Origin of the sequence: Burkholderia sp. JPY481, from assembly GCF_038900515.1 — a bacterium.
Lineage (GTDB): Bacteria > Pseudomonadota > Gammaproteobacteria > Burkholderiales > Burkholderiaceae > Paraburkholderia > Paraburkholderia youngii.
Genome location: NZ_JAYMRT010000022.1, coordinates 44774 through 63813, shown reverse-complemented (window position 1 = coordinate 63813; position 19040 = coordinate 44774). Strand labels below are relative to the sequence as shown.

General features: G+C 64.6%; 17 protein-coding genes. 1 reads left to right on the top strand and 16 read right to left on the bottom strand.

Annotated features, from left to right (window positions below):
* Positions 1-5: 5 nt before the first annotated feature.
* From VSR82_RS33445 to VSR82_RS33370, 16 genes are all read right to left on the bottom strand, one after another.
* Positions 6-797, bottom strand: a complete 792-nt coding sequence (locus tag VSR82_RS33445; protein ID WP_429455906.1) for an ABC transporter ATP-binding protein — start codon at positions 795-797, stop codon at positions 6-8.
* Entirely contained in the window at positions 794-1639 is an 846-nt protein-coding gene (locus VSR82_RS33440) for an ABC transporter permease (RefSeq protein WP_429455905.1), read from the bottom strand. Before VSR82_RS33440 ends, VSR82_RS33445 begins: the two co-directional genes overlap by 4 nt.
* 35 nt (positions 1640-1674) lie before the next feature.
* On the bottom strand, positions 1675-3102 hold the full coding sequence (locus tag VSR82_RS33435) for an ABC transporter substrate-binding protein (protein ID WP_429455904.1): 1428 nt from the start codon (positions 3100-3102) through the stop codon (positions 1675-1677).
* 55 nt (positions 3103-3157) lie between these two features.
* A complete protein-coding gene (locus VSR82_RS33430) occupies positions 3158-3403 on the bottom strand; it encodes a 4Fe-4S dicluster domain-containing protein (protein ID WP_018433236.1) in 246 nt (81 codons plus the stop codon).
* 14 nt (positions 3404-3417) lie between these two features.
* Entirely contained in the window at positions 3418-5184 is a 1767-nt protein-coding gene (locus VSR82_RS33425; RefSeq protein ID WP_429455903.1) for a fumarate reductase/succinate dehydrogenase flavoprotein subunit, read from the bottom strand.
* Positions 5184-5972 (bottom strand): GntR family transcriptional regulator, encoded by a 789-nt coding sequence (locus VSR82_RS33420; protein WP_368585171.1) that lies wholly within the window; start codon positions 5970-5972, stop codon positions 5184-5186. The genes VSR82_RS33425 and VSR82_RS33420 overlap by 1 nt, the downstream gene beginning before the upstream one ends.
* 106 nt (positions 5973-6078) lie before the next feature.
* Entirely contained in the window at positions 6079-6258 is a 180-nt protein-coding gene (locus VSR82_RS33415; RefSeq protein WP_429455902.1) for a P-loop NTPase family protein, read from the bottom strand.
* Between the two features lie 94 nt (positions 6259-6352).
* Positions 6353-8362 carry a hydantoinase B/oxoprolinase family protein gene (locus tag VSR82_RS33410; protein ID WP_429455901.1) on the bottom strand — a complete coding sequence of 670 codons (2010 nt, stop codon included), beginning with the start codon at positions 8360-8362 and terminating at the stop codon, positions 6353-6355.
* 30 nt (positions 8363-8392) lie between these two features.
* On the bottom strand, positions 8393-10432 hold the full coding sequence (locus tag VSR82_RS33405) for a hydantoinase/oxoprolinase family protein (protein WP_429455900.1): 2040 nt from the start codon (positions 10430-10432) through the stop codon (positions 8393-8395).
* A gap of 116 nt (positions 10433-10548) precedes the next feature.
* Entirely contained in the window at positions 10549-11877 is a 1329-nt protein-coding gene (locus VSR82_RS33400) for an NAD(P)/FAD-dependent oxidoreductase (protein ID WP_429455899.1), read from the bottom strand.
* 55 nt (positions 11878-11932) lie between these two features.
* Positions 11933-12277, bottom strand: a complete 345-nt coding sequence (locus tag VSR82_RS33395) for a cupin domain-containing protein (RefSeq protein ID WP_018435672.1) — start codon at positions 12275-12277, stop codon at positions 11933-11935.
* A complete protein-coding gene (locus VSR82_RS33390) occupies positions 12274-13266 on the bottom strand; it encodes a M14 family metallopeptidase (protein WP_429455898.1) in 993 nt (330 codons plus the stop codon). Before VSR82_RS33390 ends, VSR82_RS33395 begins: the two co-directional genes overlap by 4 nt.
* A 2-nt stretch (positions 13267-13268) precedes the next feature.
* Positions 13269-14747: an NAD-dependent succinate-semialdehyde dehydrogenase gene (locus VSR82_RS33385; protein WP_429455897.1), complete on the bottom strand. Its 1479-nt coding sequence runs from the start codon at positions 14745-14747 to the stop codon at positions 13269-13271.
* Positions 14748-14836: 89 nt separating this feature from the next.
* Positions 14837-15931: a tartrate dehydrogenase gene (locus VSR82_RS33380; RefSeq protein ID WP_429455896.1), complete on the bottom strand. Its 1095-nt coding sequence runs from the start codon at positions 15929-15931 to the stop codon at positions 14837-14839.
* 93 nt (positions 15932-16024) lie between these two features.
* Positions 16025-16948 carry a 2-hydroxyacid dehydrogenase gene (locus VSR82_RS33375; RefSeq protein WP_368585179.1) on the bottom strand — a complete coding sequence of 308 codons (924 nt, stop codon included), beginning with the start codon at positions 16946-16948 and terminating at the stop codon, positions 16025-16027.
* A 6-nt stretch (positions 16949-16954) separates the two neighbouring features.
* Positions 16955-17836: a GNAT family N-acetyltransferase gene (locus tag VSR82_RS33370; RefSeq protein WP_429455895.1), complete on the bottom strand. Its 882-nt coding sequence runs from the start codon at positions 17834-17836 to the stop codon at positions 16955-16957.
* A 290-nt stretch (positions 17837-18126) separates the two neighbouring features.
* Between VSR82_RS33370 and VSR82_RS33365 the strand changes: the two genes are divergently transcribed.
* Positions 18127-18741: a cupin domain-containing protein gene (locus tag VSR82_RS33365; protein ID WP_368585181.1), complete on the top strand. Its 615-nt coding sequence runs from the start codon at positions 18127-18129 to the stop codon at positions 18739-18741.
* Positions 18742-19040: the final 299 nt, after the last annotated feature.

The window sequence follows — 19040 nt, the reverse complement described above, 5'->3', positions numbered from 1 at the left end:
CGGCGTCACTTGGCGTCGCGCAACAGTGAAAGGCATTGGCGCTTGATGTCGACGAACACTGGATCGAATGTCGTATCGTCCGACCGGGGTCGAGCAAGCGGCACCGGAATATCCGCGACCACGCGGGCGGGCCGCTTCGATAGCATCAGGATGCGATCCGCGAGAAACAGCGCTTCTTCGATATCGTGCGTGACGAAGACAACCGTCGTGCGTACCTTTGTCCAGATATCGAGCAGCAGCGTCTGCATCATGCGGCGCGTTTGCGCGTCGAGCGCGCCGAACGGCTCGTCCATCAGCAGCACGCGTGGCCGGTTGATCAGCACGCGCGCGATTTCGACGCGCTGCTGCATGCCGCCGGACAGTTGCGCGGGGTAGTGCGAGTCGAACCCGCCAAGTCCAACGAGTTCGAGCAGTTCTGCGGCTTGCCTGCGCCGCTCGTTCGCGCCGACGCCCTTCATCTTGAGGCCGAACGCGACGTTGTCGATCACGCGCTTCCATGGAAACAGCGTGTGTTGCTGAAAGACGAGACCGCGCTCGGGATGCGGGCGTTCGACCGTTTCGTCATCGACGGCGATCGTGCCTTGTGTCGCTGCGATATGCCCCGCGATCGCGGCGAGCAAGGTCGACTTGCCGCAACCGGAAGGACCGAGCACGCAGACGAACTGGCCGGGCGCGATGTCGACGTCGAGTCCGTCGAGTGTCGCGATGCGCGCTTGCGGCGGTCCTACTTCGACAGAAAGCGCGCGCACGTTGACGCGGGCGGGCGCGTTCGCGATTTCGATAGCAACGCTGCTCATCGTTGCTTCTCCTGCAATCGGTACCACGGGGTGAGCGCAAAGCCCAGACGCTTGACGAGCGCGCTACTGCCCATGCCGAGCGCTCCGATCAACGCCATGCCGACGACGATGTCGGGGTAGTTCTGCAACGTGTACGACTCCCACGTGAAATATCCGATGCCATACTGGCCCGCGATCATCTCCGCCGTCACCAGACAGAACCACGCGGTGCCCATGCCGATCGCAAAGCCCGTGAATATAGCCGGCGCAGCGCCTGGCAGCACCACTTCCTTATAAAGCGCGAGCGATTTTGTGCCGAGACTGCGGGCAGTCGCAACGAGCCTCGGATCGACGGCTTCCACGCCATGCACCGTGTTGAGCAGAATCGGAAACAACGCACCGATGAACGTGATGAACATCATGCTGAGTTCCGACGACGGAAACATCAGGATCGCAAGCGGTATCCACGCGACGGCTGGGATCGGGCGCAGCATTTCGAGCGCAGGCAGCGCCGTATCTTCGACCGCGCGATAACGGCCAATCGCGAGGCCCAAACCGACACCCACGACCGCCGCCGCGCAAAAACCCGCGAGCACGCGCCAGATGCTCGCGGCCAGATGCATCGGCAGCTTCGGCGAATGCAGCAGCGACCACAGCGCGGGCAGCGCATCGGTCGGCGCGGGCACGTTGGCAAACGTGATGAAGCCCGTCGATAGCCGGAAGTGCACGGCAAGCTGCCAGAGCGCGACGCATACCGCCAGCGATGTCACGCGCCGCGTGCGGCGCAGGGTCGTAAGCGCGAGGAAAGGAGGGCGCCGGCGCGTCGATGTGCGGTTGCCCTGAAGTTCGAAGGTGGCGGCCATAGTTTGTCCCGATGTTGCGCGACGATGGAATGCGCCTAGCGCGACGCGAGGGCTTGTGCAGCGCCCGATTGCGCCGCGGCGTAATCGACCACCGATCCTGACACCTGTTGCGCGTAACGGTCGGCGCCCGCTCTTAGCAGGAATGCGGTGATCGCGCCGTGCGAATCCATCACGTACCACGCCTGGTTTGCAAACAGCTTCAGGCCGCTTGCGTGGTCATGAACGAACACGGCGCGTGGCTTTGCGCCCGACTGTGCGATCTTGCCGAGCGCCGCGAATGCTTCTTCCGGCGACGCGTAATTGCGGACCTTCTCTTCGTTGTCCAGCCACACCTGGGCCACGTCGTTGAAATCGCGGATCGGTTTTCCTGTGACGGCGTCGTTGGCGATGAGCGGCTGCCTCGCATAGTTCTTCAGCGCAGCGTCGTAGTCGAGGCCGGATTCCTTGAACGCTTCGCGAATGTAGCGGTCATCGATGAACGTGTTCGCGTTCAGATCGACATCCGTTTTCTTCAAAAGCTTGAGCGTTTCTATTGCGGTTGCCGTCGCCTGGCGATATTCGGGCTTCCATGTGAGGTCGCGTGTCTGGATACCGAGCGGACCATGATAGAGATAGTCGACGGGCGCTTCGATACCCGTCGTCTTCTGGATCAGCAGGCTGTACTTTTCCGGGTCCTGCGCGATGAGCCGGTTGGCATCGATGGCGGCGCGCAGATACGCGACGACCACTTCGGGATACTTCTGCGCATAGGCCGCATCGACCAGTGCGCCGTGATAGGTCGGTGCGTGGCTTTGCGCGCCGTCGTAGATCTTGCGCGCAAAGCCGCGATAGGGGAAAAGATCCGCGAACGGCACGAAGTCGGCGTGCGCGTCGATCTTTTTCGCCTTCAGCGCGCTGCCCGCAACCTCGGGCGCCTGCGTGATGATGTTCACGTCCGTGTCCGGGTTCCAGCCTTGCGCCTTGATCGCGCGCAATAGCATGCCATGCGATGTCGAGGCGAACGGCACGGAAATCGTTTTGCCCTTCAGGTCGGCGATGGAATGCAACGGCGAGCCTTCGGGCACGACGATGCCGTTGCCACTTCCGTCGACGCTGCCCGACAGCACGGCGATGAAGATGCTCTTGCGGCCAGCCTTCTGGAACGCCGCGCCATTGAGCGCGCCGGGGAAGTCGGCCATCGCGCCGAAATCCAGCTTGCCGGCGACCATCTCGTTCGTCATGGGCGCGCCGGATGTGAAGTCTTTCCATTGCACGTCGTATGTCGCGTCCTTGTACTTGCCCGTGTGCGGAAGATACCTGTCGAGCAGATGGAGTTCGCGAATCAATAGGCCGCCAGTCGCGCAGTTGATGGTCGTGTCCTGCGTGCCGATGGCGACGCGGATCGTTTCGGCCTCGACGGTGCCCGCGGCAAGGGCGAGCATGGCAGCGGCAAGGAAGCGGGGCAGGGCATGGCGGATGGTCATGAGGCGGCTCTTCGTTGGTCTCGGAAGGAACAGGCTGGATGCTCGCGGCGGCGCGCTAGCGCAGCAGATACGGAATATCGACTTTTACAGCGCCGGTGGGGCAGTCCTGCTCACACGGCATGCAGTACCAGCATTCGTCGAACTGCATGTAGGCCTTGCCTTTACTGATGTCGATCGCGAGCAGATCGAGCGGGCACACGTCGACGCAGACAGTGCAGCCCTTGTCGGCAATGCATCTGCTTTCGTCGATCGTGACGGGGGCCGAGCTTCGATGAAGAATGTCGTGCGGGGTATAAGACATCGCGGGTGCTCCTGTCAGGCGGTGACATCGGCGAGCGGCCGGGGTGCCGCGTGCGTGATGTCGTTGGCGTCGTGAATGCGCAGCTTGCTGTAGGAACCGCGTTGCTCGTCGTCGAGCGGCACGATGTACGGCTCCACGGCGCGCTTTTCGCTGACCATGCGGCCCGTTGCGTCCTTGCGCAGATGGGTATGGCAGAACCAATCGGTGTCGTTGCGCTGCGGATAGTCGACCCGATGGTGATACAGACCCCAGCGGCTTTCCGTACGGAACAGCGATGCACGTGCAGCCATCTCGGCGCAATCGCGGATCGCGCGTACTTCGGCGGCGCGCATCAGTTCGTGAGGATGCGACGCCTTGATCGCTGCGATGTCTTCGGCGATCTCGTCGAAGCGTTGCAGGCCGATTTCCATCTTGCGTGTCACCTTGGGCGGCTGCAGATAATCGTTGACCATGCGGCGCAGCTTGTATTCGACCTGTCCGGGCGCAAGGCCATGTTCGCGATCAAGAGGTGCGTAGACGCGCGCGCGCTCTGCGTCGATCTGCGCCTGATCGAGCGGCGCATGCTCGCGTCCCGCGACATACGCGGCCGCATTCTGTCCGGCGAACCAGCCGTACGTGAAGGCGCCCAGCATGTAGTTATGGGGCACGGCGGCCATATCGCCAGCGGCATAGAGCCCGCGCACGGTGGTCTCTGCCCGCTCGTTCACGAACACGCCCGAAGCGCTGTGTCCGCTGCAAAAGCCGATCTCGGAGATATGCATCTCGATCATCTGTTGCCGGTAGTCGGTACCGCGTCCCGCATGAAAGCGCCCACGGCTCGGTCGCTCGTTCGTATGCAGGATCTGCTCGATGGTCTGGATCGTTTCCTCGGCGAGATGATCGAGCTTGAGAAACACCGGGCCATTACCGCTCTGGAGTTCCTGATAGAACTCCCACATCATCTGCCCGCTCCAGTAATCGCATTCGATGAAGCGTTCGCCCTTGCCGTTCGCCGTGAAGCCGCCGAGCGGTCCGGTCACGTACGCGCATGCGGGGCCGTTGTAGTCCTTGATCAGCGGATTGATCTGGAAGCATTCGAGGTTCGCGAGCGCGGCCCCGGCGTGATAGGCCATCGCGTAGCCATCGCCCGCGTTGGTCGGATTCTCGTACGTGCCCATCAGATAGCCGGATGCGGGCAAGCCGAGCCTTCCGGCTGCGCCACACGACAGGATCACGGCCTTGGCTCGTACCACGTAGAAGTCGGCTGTGCGGCAATCGAAGCCCAGTACGCCGTTTACGTTGCCCTGTGCGTCGGTGAGAAGACGCGTCGCAACGATGCGATTGGTGATCGCGATCCGTGCACGTTTCAACTGCCGGTACAGCACTTTCTTGATGTCGTGGCCCTCGGGCATCGGCAATACATATGAACCCATGTGATGCACTTTCTTCACGGCATAGTCGCCCGTGCCGTCCTTTTCGAACTTGACGCCCCAGCGGTCGAGTTCTTCGATGGTCTTGAAGCTGTGCTTCGCATACGCATAGACGGCGGACTGATCGACGATGCCGTCGTTGGCGATCGTGATTTCGCGCGTGTATTGCTCGGGTGTCGCGTGGCCCGGGATGACGGCGTTGTTCAGTCCATCCATGCCCATGGAAATCGCGCCGCTGCGTTTGACGTTGGCCTTTTCGAGCAGCAGCACCTTGAGGTGCGGGTCGCTTTCCTTAGCCTTGACGGCGGCCATCGGACCCGCTGTTCCGCCGCCAACCACGACGATGTCGTATTCGAGTACGTGTGTATTCATCATGCTTTCCTTGTGGCCTGGCTTGTTGCGCCATTGCCCTGCTTTTCACGGTCGATCCGGAAGCGGTACTGGAACGCATCACCGCGGAAGTACAGATGTTCATAATCGATAGGCGTACCGTTCGCGTCGTGCGTCAGGCGGTCGATGCGTAACGCCGGACTGCCTTCTTCCACCCGCAGCGCGTCGACCATCTCATCGTCGGCGAGAATTGCGTCGATCGCGATGTCGGCGTGGCCGAGCGGCACGCCGCAGTCGTTTTCCAGAATCAGGAAGATGTCGCGCGTGACGAGGTCGGCATTGGCGAGCCGTTGGCCGAGCGCTTCGGGAAGCCAGGTCAGCTCGAGCGAGATCGGCTCGCGATTGAGCAGACGCACGCGATGAATTTCGATGACCGGCGCGCCTTCTTCGATGCGAAGCCGGTCGGCCACTTGCCGATTCGCGCTGACGGTGCGGAAACTGCGCAACTGGTTGACGATTTCGTAGCCCATCGAAGACATGGCTTCGGCGAAACCCTGCAACGAGCTGATGTTCTGAAAGGCTTTCGGCTTCGATACGAACGTGCCTTTGCCATGCAACCTGAAGAGCAGGCCCTCTTTCTGCAGGTCGCCCAACGCCTGGCGCACGGTTATTCGGCTCACGCCGAACATCGCGCAGAGTTCGTGCTCGGAGGGCATCTGGCTGTGAGGCGCATAGGTGCCATCGAGGATGCGTGCGCGCAGGGTTTCCTTGATCTGCGCGTAGAGCGGCACCGATGTGACGGGGACTAGATTACCTGCGGCTTTCGACATGACTCAGCTTGTTATGACAAGATGAGTCGCAGTCTAGTGAGTGCCTGTTCGCAGTCCAACCAACAAATTCTGCTTTGCTTTTTCGACTGCGATCGACCGCGCACCCTTACCCGTTTTGCGCGATGAGCTCGCCTGCGCGCACGTCGAGCGACAGCTGTTCCAGCGCCGTGAGTGCGCCGAAGCGCTTGCTGAGCCCATCGAGCGACAGCGGCTGCGAACGCAGCGGCACGGCGGGTGCTTCGGCGCTCGCCGCGGCGCCGAAGAACGGATTGGCGGATTGCAGCATCGAATCACCTTGATTGACGTGGTCACGGCAGACGGCAGCCTGCTTGTGTTGATCCCCCGCACGCGGCGCCGCCAGCGAGGCGCGGCGCTTGCCGCTATGCGGCTCGCTGCGCTTCGAGCAATTGCGGATATTTGGCCGCGACCTCGCGGAAGATGTCGCTGATCGTCTGCCCGCCCGGTTCGAGACGGCCGTCGGCTTCCCATGCATCGAACGCGTCGAAGATCTTGTGCTTCAGGAAGTGCCGCCACACGACCGGCACGCCGGCCAGAATTTCCGTCAACACCGCGTAGCGCTCGCGCGTCCAGCGCGCTTCATAGGCGGTGCGCGCCGCGCCGTAATCGAAGTGCGCGGCCGGCGTGCGCGGTGCGTTAGCTTCGAGTTCGGTGCGCCGCGCGGCGGTCGCTTGCGTATCCACTTCGCCCGCGCGCAGTACGACGCCGTACAGCGCCAGCGCATCCGCTTCGCTCAGATAGCCGCGCGTCACGTCGGTCGCGACCATCCGCGGATCGCGCTCGTACGGGTTGCCATAACCGCCGCCGCCGCAGCCTTCGAGGCGGATCACGTCGCCGGGGCCGCACACGACCAGATCGGTCACGCCAAGATTCTCTTCGTGCCCGGTGCCCGGATTGCGCGTGAAGCGCGACGTCGATCCCGCCTTGCCGCCGAGCACGCCCCACGACGCGAAGCGTGAGCGGTCGCGATTGCGCGCCGTCACCAGCGTGCCCGGCGAGAATACGCGGAACTCCATCACGGTGCCGAGTCCGCCGCGATAGCGTCCCGCGCCCGCGCTGCCCGGCACCATGCCGTACTTCAGAATGCGGATCGGCACCTCGGCTTCGTTGATCTCGACCGGCGTGTTGCGCAGGAAAGCGACGTTGGCGCCTGACGCATCCGAGCCATCGCCGTTGATCATCCCGCCCGCGCCGCCGCCGACCGGACCGATTGCCGCGATCACGGTGCGTCCGTCGCTATCGACGGTGCGCACGTTCAGAATCGACATGCCGCCGGCCGGGCACGCGGGCAGCCGGTCCGGACAGACCATCGAGAACGCGCCGAACGTGACGTTCTGCGCGACCTTGCAGGTCAGACTGCGCATGCCGACCGCGGCGGGCGGCTGGCAGTTCATGATCGTGCCTTCCGGCAGCACACAGCGGGCGACCTTCAGCATGCCCGCGTTGAGCAGCAGATCCGGGTGCAGCGAATACAGCACGTAATTGAGCCCGACGAGCGCGAGCACGTGCCGCTCCTTGCCACCGGTCGGCATGTTCAGCGACGAATTGAGCTGCGGGTCGCTGCCGGTGAAATCGAGCACCAGCGATTCGCCTTGCACTTTCAGATTCAGCGCGACACGCAGCGGCTTGCCGTTGACCGAATCCTCGTCGGCGTACTCGGCGAAGAAGTATTCGCCATCCGGCATGCTGGCGACGATCGCCCGCGCCTGCTCTTCCGAGTAGTCGATCATCGCGTGCATGCCGGCCTTGAAATCGTCGATCCCGAAGCGCTCGATGATTTCCAGCACACGCCGCTCACCGGTCATCAGCATCGCGATTTGCGCCTTCAGGTCGCCGCGATTCTGCTCGGCCGCGCGTACGTTGATCGCCATGTGCTCGAGCAGCGTCTCGTCGAGCACGCCGGCGCGCACGATCTTGGTCGGCGCCCAGCGAATGCCCTCCTGATAGATCTCGGTCAGCGTGCGCGACAGCGACGCGGGCACCGCGCCACCCATGTCGGTGTTGTGGATGTGCCCGCCGACGTAGCAGACGATCTCGCCGTTGTAGAACACCGGCTTCCACATCATCACGTCGGGGGTGTGCGTGGCGACGTAACCGCTGTACGCGTCGTTGGTCATGCCGATGTCGCCCGGCTCGTAGTGATCGATCGCCTCGATCACCGAGCCAAAGTCGAGGCCCGGGTACCAGGTCGCGCCGAGCGTTTTCGGCGACGCGAACGTGAGCCCTGCGGGCGTCATGATCGTGCAGGAGAAATCTTCGGTTTCCTTGACGAAGGCCGAGTGCGCGGTGCGCATCAGCGTGTGGGCCATGCTTTCCGCAGCCGCGACGCAGTAATTGGCGAAGATCTGTAGAACGGATCGATTGAATGTCATGGTCTGAGTCCTTCGGATTTCACTCGCGCTTCACTGGGCCGACAGCAGCAGGTTGCCGTATTCGTCGACGACGGCTTCGAAGCCCGGCAGCACGCAGGTCGTCGTGTCGTCCTGCGCAATGATCGCGGGGCCGTGAAAGCGATGTGCGGCGAGCAGCATCGAGCGGTGGTACAGCGGCACCTTGCGCCAGGCCCCGTCCAGATACACGTCGATCAGCGCCTCGACGCGCGGTGCGCCTTCGCCGAGCGCGATCTTCGGCATCTCGGGCTTCGGTGTCGGCAGGCTGATCACGAGGCGCAGCGCCACGACCTGTACGGGCGAACTCGCCTCGCTGTGGCCATACAGCCGATGATGCTCGCGGTGGAACGCTGCGCCGATCGTCGCCATGTCGCCGTTGCGAATGGCTTGCGGATCCAGCGGGGTGTCGACTTCGAACGACTGGCCGCGGTAGCGCATGTCGGCCGAGACGAGCATTTCCGCGCCTGCGTCGGAGCCGGTTTCGTTGATGATCCACTCGCGCGCCCGCGCTTCGAGCGTCGCGAGGTCGCCGGCGAGTTTGTCGAGCGAAGCGGCGTCGAGCGGATAGTAGGTGGTGCGCACGAAGTCGTTCTTCGTGTCGGCGATCAGGCCGCCCAGCGCGCTCAGCACGCCCGGCGTGGTCGGCACGATCAGATGGCGCATGTTCAGCGCGCGCGCAAGGAAACCGCCGAGCATCGGGCCCGCGCCGCCGAACGGCATCAGCGAGAACGCGCGCGGATCGATGCCGAAGCGCGACACGATACGGCTCACGCCGCCGTACATGCCGGACACCGCGACGTCGATGATCGCGGCCGCCGTTTGATGCACGTCGATGCCGAGCCGCTGCGCGAGCGGTTCGATCGCGCGGCGGCTCGCTTTGACGTCGACCTGCACCGCGTTATAGCCGAGCGACGCACGGCCCAGCACGCCGATCACCGCGAACGCGTCGGTAATGGTCGGGCGCGTGCCGCCGCGGCCATAGCAGACCGGACCGGGGTTCGAGCCGGCGCTTTCCGGACCGACCTTCAATACGCCGAAATCGTCGACCCATGCGATCGAGCCGCCGCCATCGCCGATCGACGAAACCGACACCGACGGGATATGAATCTGGAAGTCGCCGATGTACTCGCCGGTCGCGTACTGCGGTTTGCCATCGACGATCAGTGCGACGTCCGCCGTCGTGCCGCCGATGTCGAGGCTCATGCAGTCCTTGATCCTGCACATGCCGGCCAGATACGACGCGCCGATCACGCCCGCGGCGGTGCCCGACAGGATCATCTGCACGCAATTGCTCTTGCCGTTCTCGGCGCTCATCACGCCGCCATTCGACTTCGTCACTTTCAGGTCCGCGCCGACGCCGCTTTCGGCCAGTGCGGCCTGCAAGCGCGTCAGGTATTGCGACACGCGCGGCTGCACGTAGCCGCCGATCGTCGCGGTGACCGTGCGCTCGTATTCGCGGATGATTGGCCACACTTCGTGCGAACACGATACGAAAAACCCGGGCGCGGCTTTCTCGATGATCGCCTTGACCTGCTGCTCGTGCGCGGGATTGCGATAAGAATGCAGCAGCGAAATCACGACGCCTTCGCATTGCGCCGCCTGCAGCGCTTCGAGCGCGGCGAGCACGCTCGCTTCGTCGATCGGCGCTTCTTCGGTGCCGTCGGCGCGCATGCGGCCATCGACGCCAAACACGCGATCGCGCGTGACAAGCGGTTCGGGGCGCCGCGACATCAGGTTGTACATGTCGGGGATCTTCAGGCGCGCGATGTCCAGCACGTCCTCGAAATGGCGCGTCGTGATCAGCGCGAGGCGCAAGCCCTTGCGTTGCACGACCGAGTTCACGCCGACCGTTGTGCCGTGCGTGAAGTACACGACTTCGTGCGGATCGATTCCGAAGCGTGTTTTCAGGCCTTGCATGCCGTCGATCACTTCGCTGCCCGGTGAATCCGGCCGCGAGAACACCTTCAGCGTGCGCGTGGTGCGCGTCTCGTCGTCCAGCACGGCGAAGTCCGTAAACGATCCGCCGATATCCACTCCAATTCTCAAGCCCATTGCCGTCCCTTTAGGTATGCCTCGCAGACCATTCGGGTCTGCGTCGCGTCAGCGACTCTGATTCCCACAGCGATTTGGTGAATGAAAAAGCAGCCTTTGCAGCGCACGCGGGGTCGTCACATCATCTCGGGACTCGCCAGCCGGGTTCCATCGCTAAAGCGCGTCAACCGGTAGGGCTGAATATCGATCCCGGTCGCGTCGTTGGTCACGATGCGGCTAACCAGCATGCCGGCGCCCGGTCCCAGTCCGAAGCCATGACCGCTGAACCCGGACGCGATCACGAGGCCGGGCGTGCTGTCCACACGCGACATCACCGGCACCAGATCGGGCGTCGTGTCGATCGCGCCGGCCCAAGCATGCGCGACACGCAGTCCCGACAGCTCGGGAAACACCGTCGCGACGTTTGCCAGCGCACGGGTCGGCCACTCGGCATCGGGCACAGGATTCAGAACCCGCGTTAGCTCGAACGGCGAGATGTCGTCGTTACGCCAGTCGGCACTCCCTTCGGGGCCGCCGAAGAACGGTTGCGCGATCCGGAACTTGAGCTTCTTGTTGAGTTTGCTGCGGAACATCTTGCGAAACTTGACCGCGTGCCGCAGGTTCTGCGGCGCGATTTCCATGCGTCCGTAGCCGGGGACCGCGATCGTATAGCCGCCGTCGAGCCGCCGCCTCATCGCAAAGTTCGGGCCGGAGAAGCAACCGTCTATCACGGCCGGCGCTTCGGCCGTGCGCAGCGCGGTGCCGATCACATTGACCGCCGGCAGATCGATGCCATGACGCCGGCAGAAGAGGGCACTCCACGCGCCGCCGGCCAGCACGACGCTGCTCGCGCCGATCAGGCCGCGCTCGGTCCATACACCGGAGACACGGCCCGCGCTGATATCGAGTCCGCGAACCGCGCAGGTCTGATGCACGCGCGCGCCGAGTCGTTGCGCGCCTCTTGCAATGGCGGGCGCCGCTTTCGACGGCTCCGCGCGTCCATCGGAATGCGACCACACGCCACCTGCCCACTTTGCCTGACCATTGGGAACGCGCGCCGCCAGTTCGCGAGCCGACAGCAGCTGACTGTCGAAGCCGAGCGCACGGGCCCGGCCGAGCCATGTTTCCCATTGCGCGACGTCCGCGGACTGCTCGCTTCCGTACAGGATGCCGGCTCGCCTGAAGCCGATGTCTTCGCCGAGTTCGTCGCTCAACTCGCTCCAGCGCGCGAGGCTTTGCATCGCGAGCGGCAACTCGTGCAGATCGCGGTTCTGCTGACGCACCCAGCCCCAGTTGCGTCCCGATTGTTCGGCGCCAATGATGCCTTTCTCGAGCAGCACCACCGATACGCCGCGCCGCGCAAGCTCGTAAGCGGTGCTGACGCCGATAATGCCGCCGCCGATCACTGCGACGTCACAGCGAGCGGGGAATCCGTCGCTATTCGAAACTTCGTCGATTCTTAGCATGTTCGAGCCACCATGATGGATGAGAGCGGCGAATACCGGGTGCGTGTCGTTGCAGTCAAAAGATCACGTAGATCTTGCGCAGCGTTTCGTCGATGTTCCAAAGCCCTTCGGTGTTGGCTTCGAAAAACAGCGTGTCGCCGGCGGCGAAGCGGATCGTGTCTTCTCCGTCGGGTGTGAAGGTGCCGCTGCCCTTGATGAAATGCATGACCTCCGCCTGCTTGACGGAACGCCTGTAGGTGCCGGGCGAGCACTCGAACAGCCCGGTGTCGACCGCGTCATGACCCGGAATCACGTACTGGCGTCCCGCTACGCGTGACGGCTCGGTGCCGGGCAGGCCGGCGGTTCCCCAATCCTCGAGGGCGGTGACTTCCGCCGCTTGCCTGATTTGCTGAACTTTCATGTGGTTTGTTCCTGTTGGCGTGAGCGCAGGTCGATACGGCGTTCGATCCGGCCTAGCCGGACCACGGTGACGCCGGCGCGCAACTGGCGCAGCGACGGCATCACGAGCATGCAGTCGTCGTACGGCGTCGCGACCGGCTGGCCATCGGACCAGGCGATCACGGTGCCGGCGTGCTCGAAGGTTTCGAGCCCGGTGTAGGGCCCCGCGAAGCGGAAGTCCATGCTCTTTGCAACGACCGGTTCGGTCACGCGGACGATGCGCATTTCGTCGGGCAGCGGCCTAATCCAGCCGGACGGCAGATCCGCCGCGTCGACGATGCCCGACAGCAGCAGAAAACGCGCGGTGCAGTCGCGCGCGACCGTCACCGCGCTGGCTTCCCAATGCTGGCCGCATTCGATCAGCAGCGCGTTCTGCGCGCTCGCGTCGTCACCGAAGCCTTCGTAGTCGCGCATCCGGCGGCCTTCGGGATGGCCTTCGTCCTGGATCACGGTGGCGGGCGCGCCGAGCCGCTCGGCCAGTTCCGCACCTTTGCGCAGCGGGCCCGCGACGATCAGCGGCGCGCTTTTTTCATGCATCGAATGCAGATCGAGCAGCAGATCGACCGTGTCGATCACCGGCCGCATCGCGCGCGCACGATCGAGTTCGGACGAGCGCGTTGCCACGTCGTCGAGTTTCGCGGCGGTCCATACGCGGTTGAAGTCCTGATCGATGAAGCGCGCCTTGTCGGGCGTTGCCGGATCGAAGCGCGCGTAGGCGGCGACGTTCGCGAACGACAGCGTGAGCTTGCCGCGGCGCGGCCGCAGCCCGCCGCGCAACAACGCGTCGACGGTGATCGCGCCGCACACTTCGTTGCCGTGCGTGAGCGCGTTGATCATCACATGCGGTCCGGGTTGGCCGGAGTCGAACGTGTGCACGTATGCAATGCCGGTGTTGCCGTCGGCGTGCGCCGAGATGTCCGGGAATTCGACTTCGATCGGATAGGCTTGCATATTTACTCCAGTCCTCCCTGACACAGATACTTGATCGACAGATAGTCATCCAGTCCGTACTTCGATCCTTCGCGACCATAGCCGGATTCCTTCACGCCGCCGAACGGCGCCGCCTCAGAAGCGAGCGTGCCTTCGTTGATCCCGACGAGGCCCGCTTCGAGCGCGCGCGATACGCGCTCGATCCGGCGCATGTTCTCGCTATAGAAATACGACGCGAGCCCGAACGGCGTGTCGTTCGCGGCCTGCACCGCCTCCTGCTCGCTGTCGAACGGGAACAGCGGCACGACCGGGCCGAAGGTTTCCTCGCCGCACAACGCCATCGACGCCGTGGCGTTGCCCAGCACCGTGGGCGCGTAGTAGTGCGGTCCCAACTCGGTGAGCCGCCGTCCGCCAGTCAGCACGAGCGCACCATTCGCGAGCGCGTCGTCGACATGACGCGCGATCTTGTCCACCGCCCGTTCGTTGATCATCGGCCCGATCTGCGAAGCGGGATCGCTCGCGGGGCCGACCCGCAGCTCGGCCACCTTCGCGCACAGCAGCGCGGAGAAGTGCTCGTAGACACCGCGCTGCACGTACACGCGGTTCGGGCACACGCAGGTCTGCCCGCCATTGCGAAACTTCGCGGCGAGCAGGCCATTGGCCGCGGCATCGAGGTCGGCGTCGTCGAATACGATGAAGGGCGCATTGCCGCCGAGTTCCAGAGAAAGCTTCTTCAGCGTGCCAGCCGATTCACGCGCGAGGTGCTTGCCGACGGGCGTCGATCCGGTGAACGTGATCTTGCGCACGCGGCTGTCGGCGAGCCATTCGCCGACCGTCTCCGCCGCGCCGGCGCGCGAGGCCGAGATCAGGTTGAGCACGCCGGCTGGCACGCCCGCCTCGTGCGCCAGCATCACCAGCGCGATGGCGGTGAGCGGCGTATCCTCAGCAGGTTTCGCGACGACCGTGCAGCCTGCCGCGAGCGCCGGCGCGATCTTGCGGGCGATCATCGCGAGCGGAAAATTCCACGGCGTGATCGCGGCGACGATGCCGATCGGTTCCTTGATCGCACTCATGCGTTTGCCACGCTGCTGCTGTGGAATCAGATCGCCGTAGATGCGGGTGGCTTCGTCGGCGAACCACGCGACGTACGACGCGCCATAGCTGACCTCGCCGCGCCCTTCGACGAGCGGCTTGCCCTGTTCGAGCGAAATCAGCGCGCCGAGCGCGTCGCGATTCGCGACGATCAGCGCGTGCCAACGGTGCAGCACGGCCGCGCGTTCGCTCGCGAGCCTTGCACGCCATGCGGGCAGCGCTTTGGCGGCGGCGTCGGTGGCGGCGCGCGCGTCGCTGGGACCGCTGTCGGCCACCTCGGCGATCAGCTTGCCGGTTGCCGGATCGGTGACCGCGAAGCGGCGGCCGCTCGCGGCCGCGACCCACTCGCCGTTGATGAAGTTGTCCGTGCGGATCAGCGCGCGGGCCTGTTGTTCGAGATTCGTGCTCATATGAGGTCTCCAGTGCGGTTGGCGTGCGACGGCAGAGCGCCCGACACGCGCCGGGCAGTCATGCGGTCTGCGCTGTCAGTGATCGGTGCCTATCGACGGCTCGCGCTGGCGACGTGCGCCGCGATCGCCACGCCGACTTCCGTGGTCGATGCGCTGCCGCCCAGGTCGCCCGTGCGCGGGCCATCCTTCAGCACCTGCGTGATCGCGGCGACGATCGAATCGTGCGCATCGCGCTCGACGCCCGCGCCGTCGCCGAGAAAGTCGAGCATCATCGCGGCCGACCAGATCATCGCGACCGGATTGGCGATGCCCTTGCCGGCGATGTCGGGCGCCGAGCCGTGGACCGGCTCGAACAGCGACGGAAAGCGCCGGTCAGGATTCAGGTTGCCTGATGGCGCAATGCCGATCGTTCCGGTGCACGCCGGACCGAGGTCGGAGAGGATGTCGCCGAACAAATTCGACGCAACCACCACGTCGAAACGGTCGGGGTTCAGCACGAAACGCGCGCACAGAATGTCGATGTGCTGACGGTCCATTTTGACGTCGGGGTAGCGCGCGGCCATTTCATCGGCGCGCGCATCCCACCACGGCATGCTGATCGCGATACCGTTGCTCTTCGTCGCAACCGTGATCTTCTTCGCGCGGCGCTGCGCCAGCTCGAACGCGAACTTCATCACGCGCTCGGTGCCGTGGCGCGTGAAGATCGACTGCTGCATCACGACTTCGCGCTCGGTGCCCTCGAACATCGTGCCGCCCACCGACGAATACTCGCCTTCGGTGTTCTCGCGCACGATCATGAAGTCGATGTCGCCGGGCTTGCGGTTGGCGAGCGGGCTCGGCACGCCGTCGAACAGACGCGCCGGGCGCAGGTTCACGTACTGGTCGAATTCGCGGCGGAACTTCAGCAGCGATCCCCACAGCGAAATATGGTCGGGCACCTTGTGGGGCCAGCCGACCGCGCCGAACAGAATCGCATCGCAGTCCTGCAACTGCTGCTTCCAGTCGTCGGGCATCATCTGGCCGTGTTGCGCGTAGTACTCGCACGACGCCCATTCGATATGGCGGTAGTCGATGCCGATGTCGAAGCGCTGGCAGGCGGCGTCCAGCACGCGCAGGCCTTCGGGCATCACTTCGGTGCCGATGCCGTCGCCGGGAATGACGGCAATGCGGTATTTGCGGGTCATACGTGTCTCTCCTTGCGTTGATCGCGCGCTGTCTGCCGACACCGCGCGGATCGCCAATTGGGGGGCGTTCTGGTGTCGGGCCGTGCATCGGTATCAGTAGCCGCGGGTCCGGTCGATCAGGCCGTTCATGCGCTCGCCGGCGCGATGCAGACGCAGGTTTTCCAGCACCGCATCGACAGCCGATTCGGGCCGCGTCGCGCTCGCGATATGCGGCGTGATGCGCACGCGCGCTTGCGCCCACAGCGGATGGTCCGCGGGGAGCGGCTCGGGGTCGGTGACGTCGAGCACCGCGCTATGAATCTGCCCGCTTTGCAGCGCGCCGAGCAGATCGCCGCTGACGAGTTGGGCTCCGCGCCCGACGTGCACCAGCGACGCGCCTCGTGGCAGCCTGTCGAATACCCGGCGGCACAGCAGCCCGCGCGTCGCGTCGGTCAGCGGCAGCAGGCAGATCAGCACGTCGGTGCGGGCCAGCATCGCATCGAGCCCCGCCTCGCCCGCGTAGCAGGCGACACCTTCGAGGTCGTGCTGCGAGCGGCTCCAGCCCGCGCATGCAAAGCCGAACAGCCGCAAAGGATGCAGTACCGCGGTGCCGAGCATGCCCAGACCGAGCACACCGATGCGGCGCGACGCGGCGGCGCGCAGCGGCAACGGCTGCCAGGCGCGCGCCTGCTGTTGCGACGCGTAGTCGAACAGATCGCGGTGAATCGCCAGCACCGCCTCGGTCACATACTCGACCATGCCTTCGGCGATGCCCGGTTCGAGCATGCGCACCACCGGCAGATGGGCTGGAATCTGCGAGAGATCCAGCTGGTCGACGCCCGCGCCGACCGAGAACACGACTTCGAGATTCGGCAGCGTGAGCGCGAGGTCGCCCGGCTGCCACGCGACCAGATAGCGCACGGCCGTGCGATCGCCGAGATCGGGCCAGACGCGGAAGCGGATCTCGGGCGCGAGCTGCGCGAAGCGCTCGGCCCATAGCGCGCCACGCACCGGATCGGCTTTGTAGAGGACGGTCATCGCCGTTTATGCCATCGCCTGATTGATGATGCCGTACGCGCGCCAGGTCGCGTCGGGGGCCGCCTCGCGCGCGTCGGCAGAAGCGTTGCGCACCATCTTTTCGACCGAATCGACGCGCGTCAGGCCGAGGCTCGTCAGCCAGTCGTTGATGCCGGCGTCACCCGGCACGTCGATCCGCACGAAATCGCCGGCATGCTGCGCGAGCCAGTACGAGATCAGCGCGTGGGCGCGCTGATCGTCGGCGGAGCGTTGCGCGACGACCGGCCCGATCGAGTAGCCGCGTCCGAACGGGCGGAACAGCGAGAAGCCGAGTACTTCGCCGTCGCGTTCGAGCACCACGGCTTGCGAGAATTCGAGCAGCGACGGAATCGTCGCGCTGCGCTCGAGGCCGCTCGCCCGCGACGCGATTTCGATCAGGCGGGGCGTGTCCGCAGGCGTCGCCGCGCGCAGATGCTCGCCGGGCGGCGGCGCGACGGCGGCCACGCTGCCAGGCGTTCCCTGATACTGGGTGAGTCCGCCGCAGGCGACGAAGCCCAGCTTTTCGTAAAGCGGCTTGCCGGCGAGCGTTGCATGCAGGAAGGTCACACGGTTGCCGAGTTCTTCGAGCACCAGTTCCATCAGCTTGCGGCCGATGCCGCGTCCCTGTTCGTCCGGCGACACGATCACGAGGCCCAGCGTGCCCCGGTCGGCGCCGAATTTCCAGCACAGCGCGGTGCCGATCACGGTGCCGTTGTCTTCGGCGACGAAGCCGCATCCGGCGTCGTACATGAAGCGCCAGTCCTCGGCGCGGTGCGGCCAACGCACCGCAACGGAGAGGCCATGCGCGGCCGCGATGTCATCGGACGTGAAACGGCGGTAGTGTGGTGATTTCTTCACTATTTTGGACACTGCAAACTCCTGCTGGCGGCGTGGTCAGCCTAGACTTTCGCATTCCCAGCGCTCGCTTCATAGGACGATCTTTTTGTTATTCGAGCGCGCGCGTGGTCGGGCTCGATCCGCGTCGGCCAGTCACGCGCAGCGCAACCGCGCAGGTATTTTGTCGTTCACTCCGATGGTGCTATATTCAATATAATGATGGAAATTGCACGACCGTTCGGTGTGGTGAAGCAGCCAAAGCTTCTTCGCATGCCACGGCGCGTGTCCGGCACAACAATCGCAACGTCATCGACAGGAAACCCATGCAGCGAACACAGATCAGCAGGAAACGCGCGGCCGACCCGGGTCACGGCGACGTCGGCACTCGTCTGCGCGCGCTGCGCGTCGCGCAGGGGCTGTCGATCAACGAGCTGGCGATGCGCGCGGGCGTATCGGTAGGCACGGTCAGCCAGGTCGAGCGCAACAAGGCCAATCCGTCGGTGCGGATTCTCGAACGCCTGCGCCAGGCGTTGGAGGTTCCGCTCACCGCGCTGCTCGAAGAAGACGACGCGGTCTCGGACCCGGTCACCGGCGATTTCGTGCGCAAGGCGGCCGAGCGGCCGCTGTTCGAAGTCGGCACGAACGGCATGCAGAAAGAATTGTTGTCGCCGCACGGCGATCACGATTTGCAGATGATGATCATCATGCTGCCGGCCGGTTCCCGTTCGGAGGAAGTGCTGGTCGGCATCGGCGAGAAGGCGGGGCTGGTGCTGGAAGGCACTGTCGTGCTGAACGTCGGCGACCGGCGCTCCGAACTGCGCGCGGGCGACAGCTTCCAGTTCAAGAGCACGGTGCCGCACAGTGTGCACAACGAAAGCAAGAAGACCGCGCGTTTGCTATGGATCATGAATACGCAGCCGCCCGTGATTCATCTTTGATCCGTCTGTAGTTCGAGCCGCGTGCCGTGTGGCGCGCGACTCTGTCCTTCCTCTCTTTCCCCCGATCGTTCCGATGCGTTGCGTCCGGTTCAGCTGGACCTCGGCTGACCTCGACGCCTTTCATTCCCTGTTGCCCTTTTCGGTTTTGCGTTGCACGAACGGCGGGACGTGTCGCATGGCCTTGCTCGCTCGCCGCGCTCGCACGGGCCTGCCGCTTATGTGCGCCGGTGCCGCAGCGCCTTCTGCGCGGCAGGCAACCTATCGCAGCGCACAACGAACTTTTCATAAAGTTTATTTTT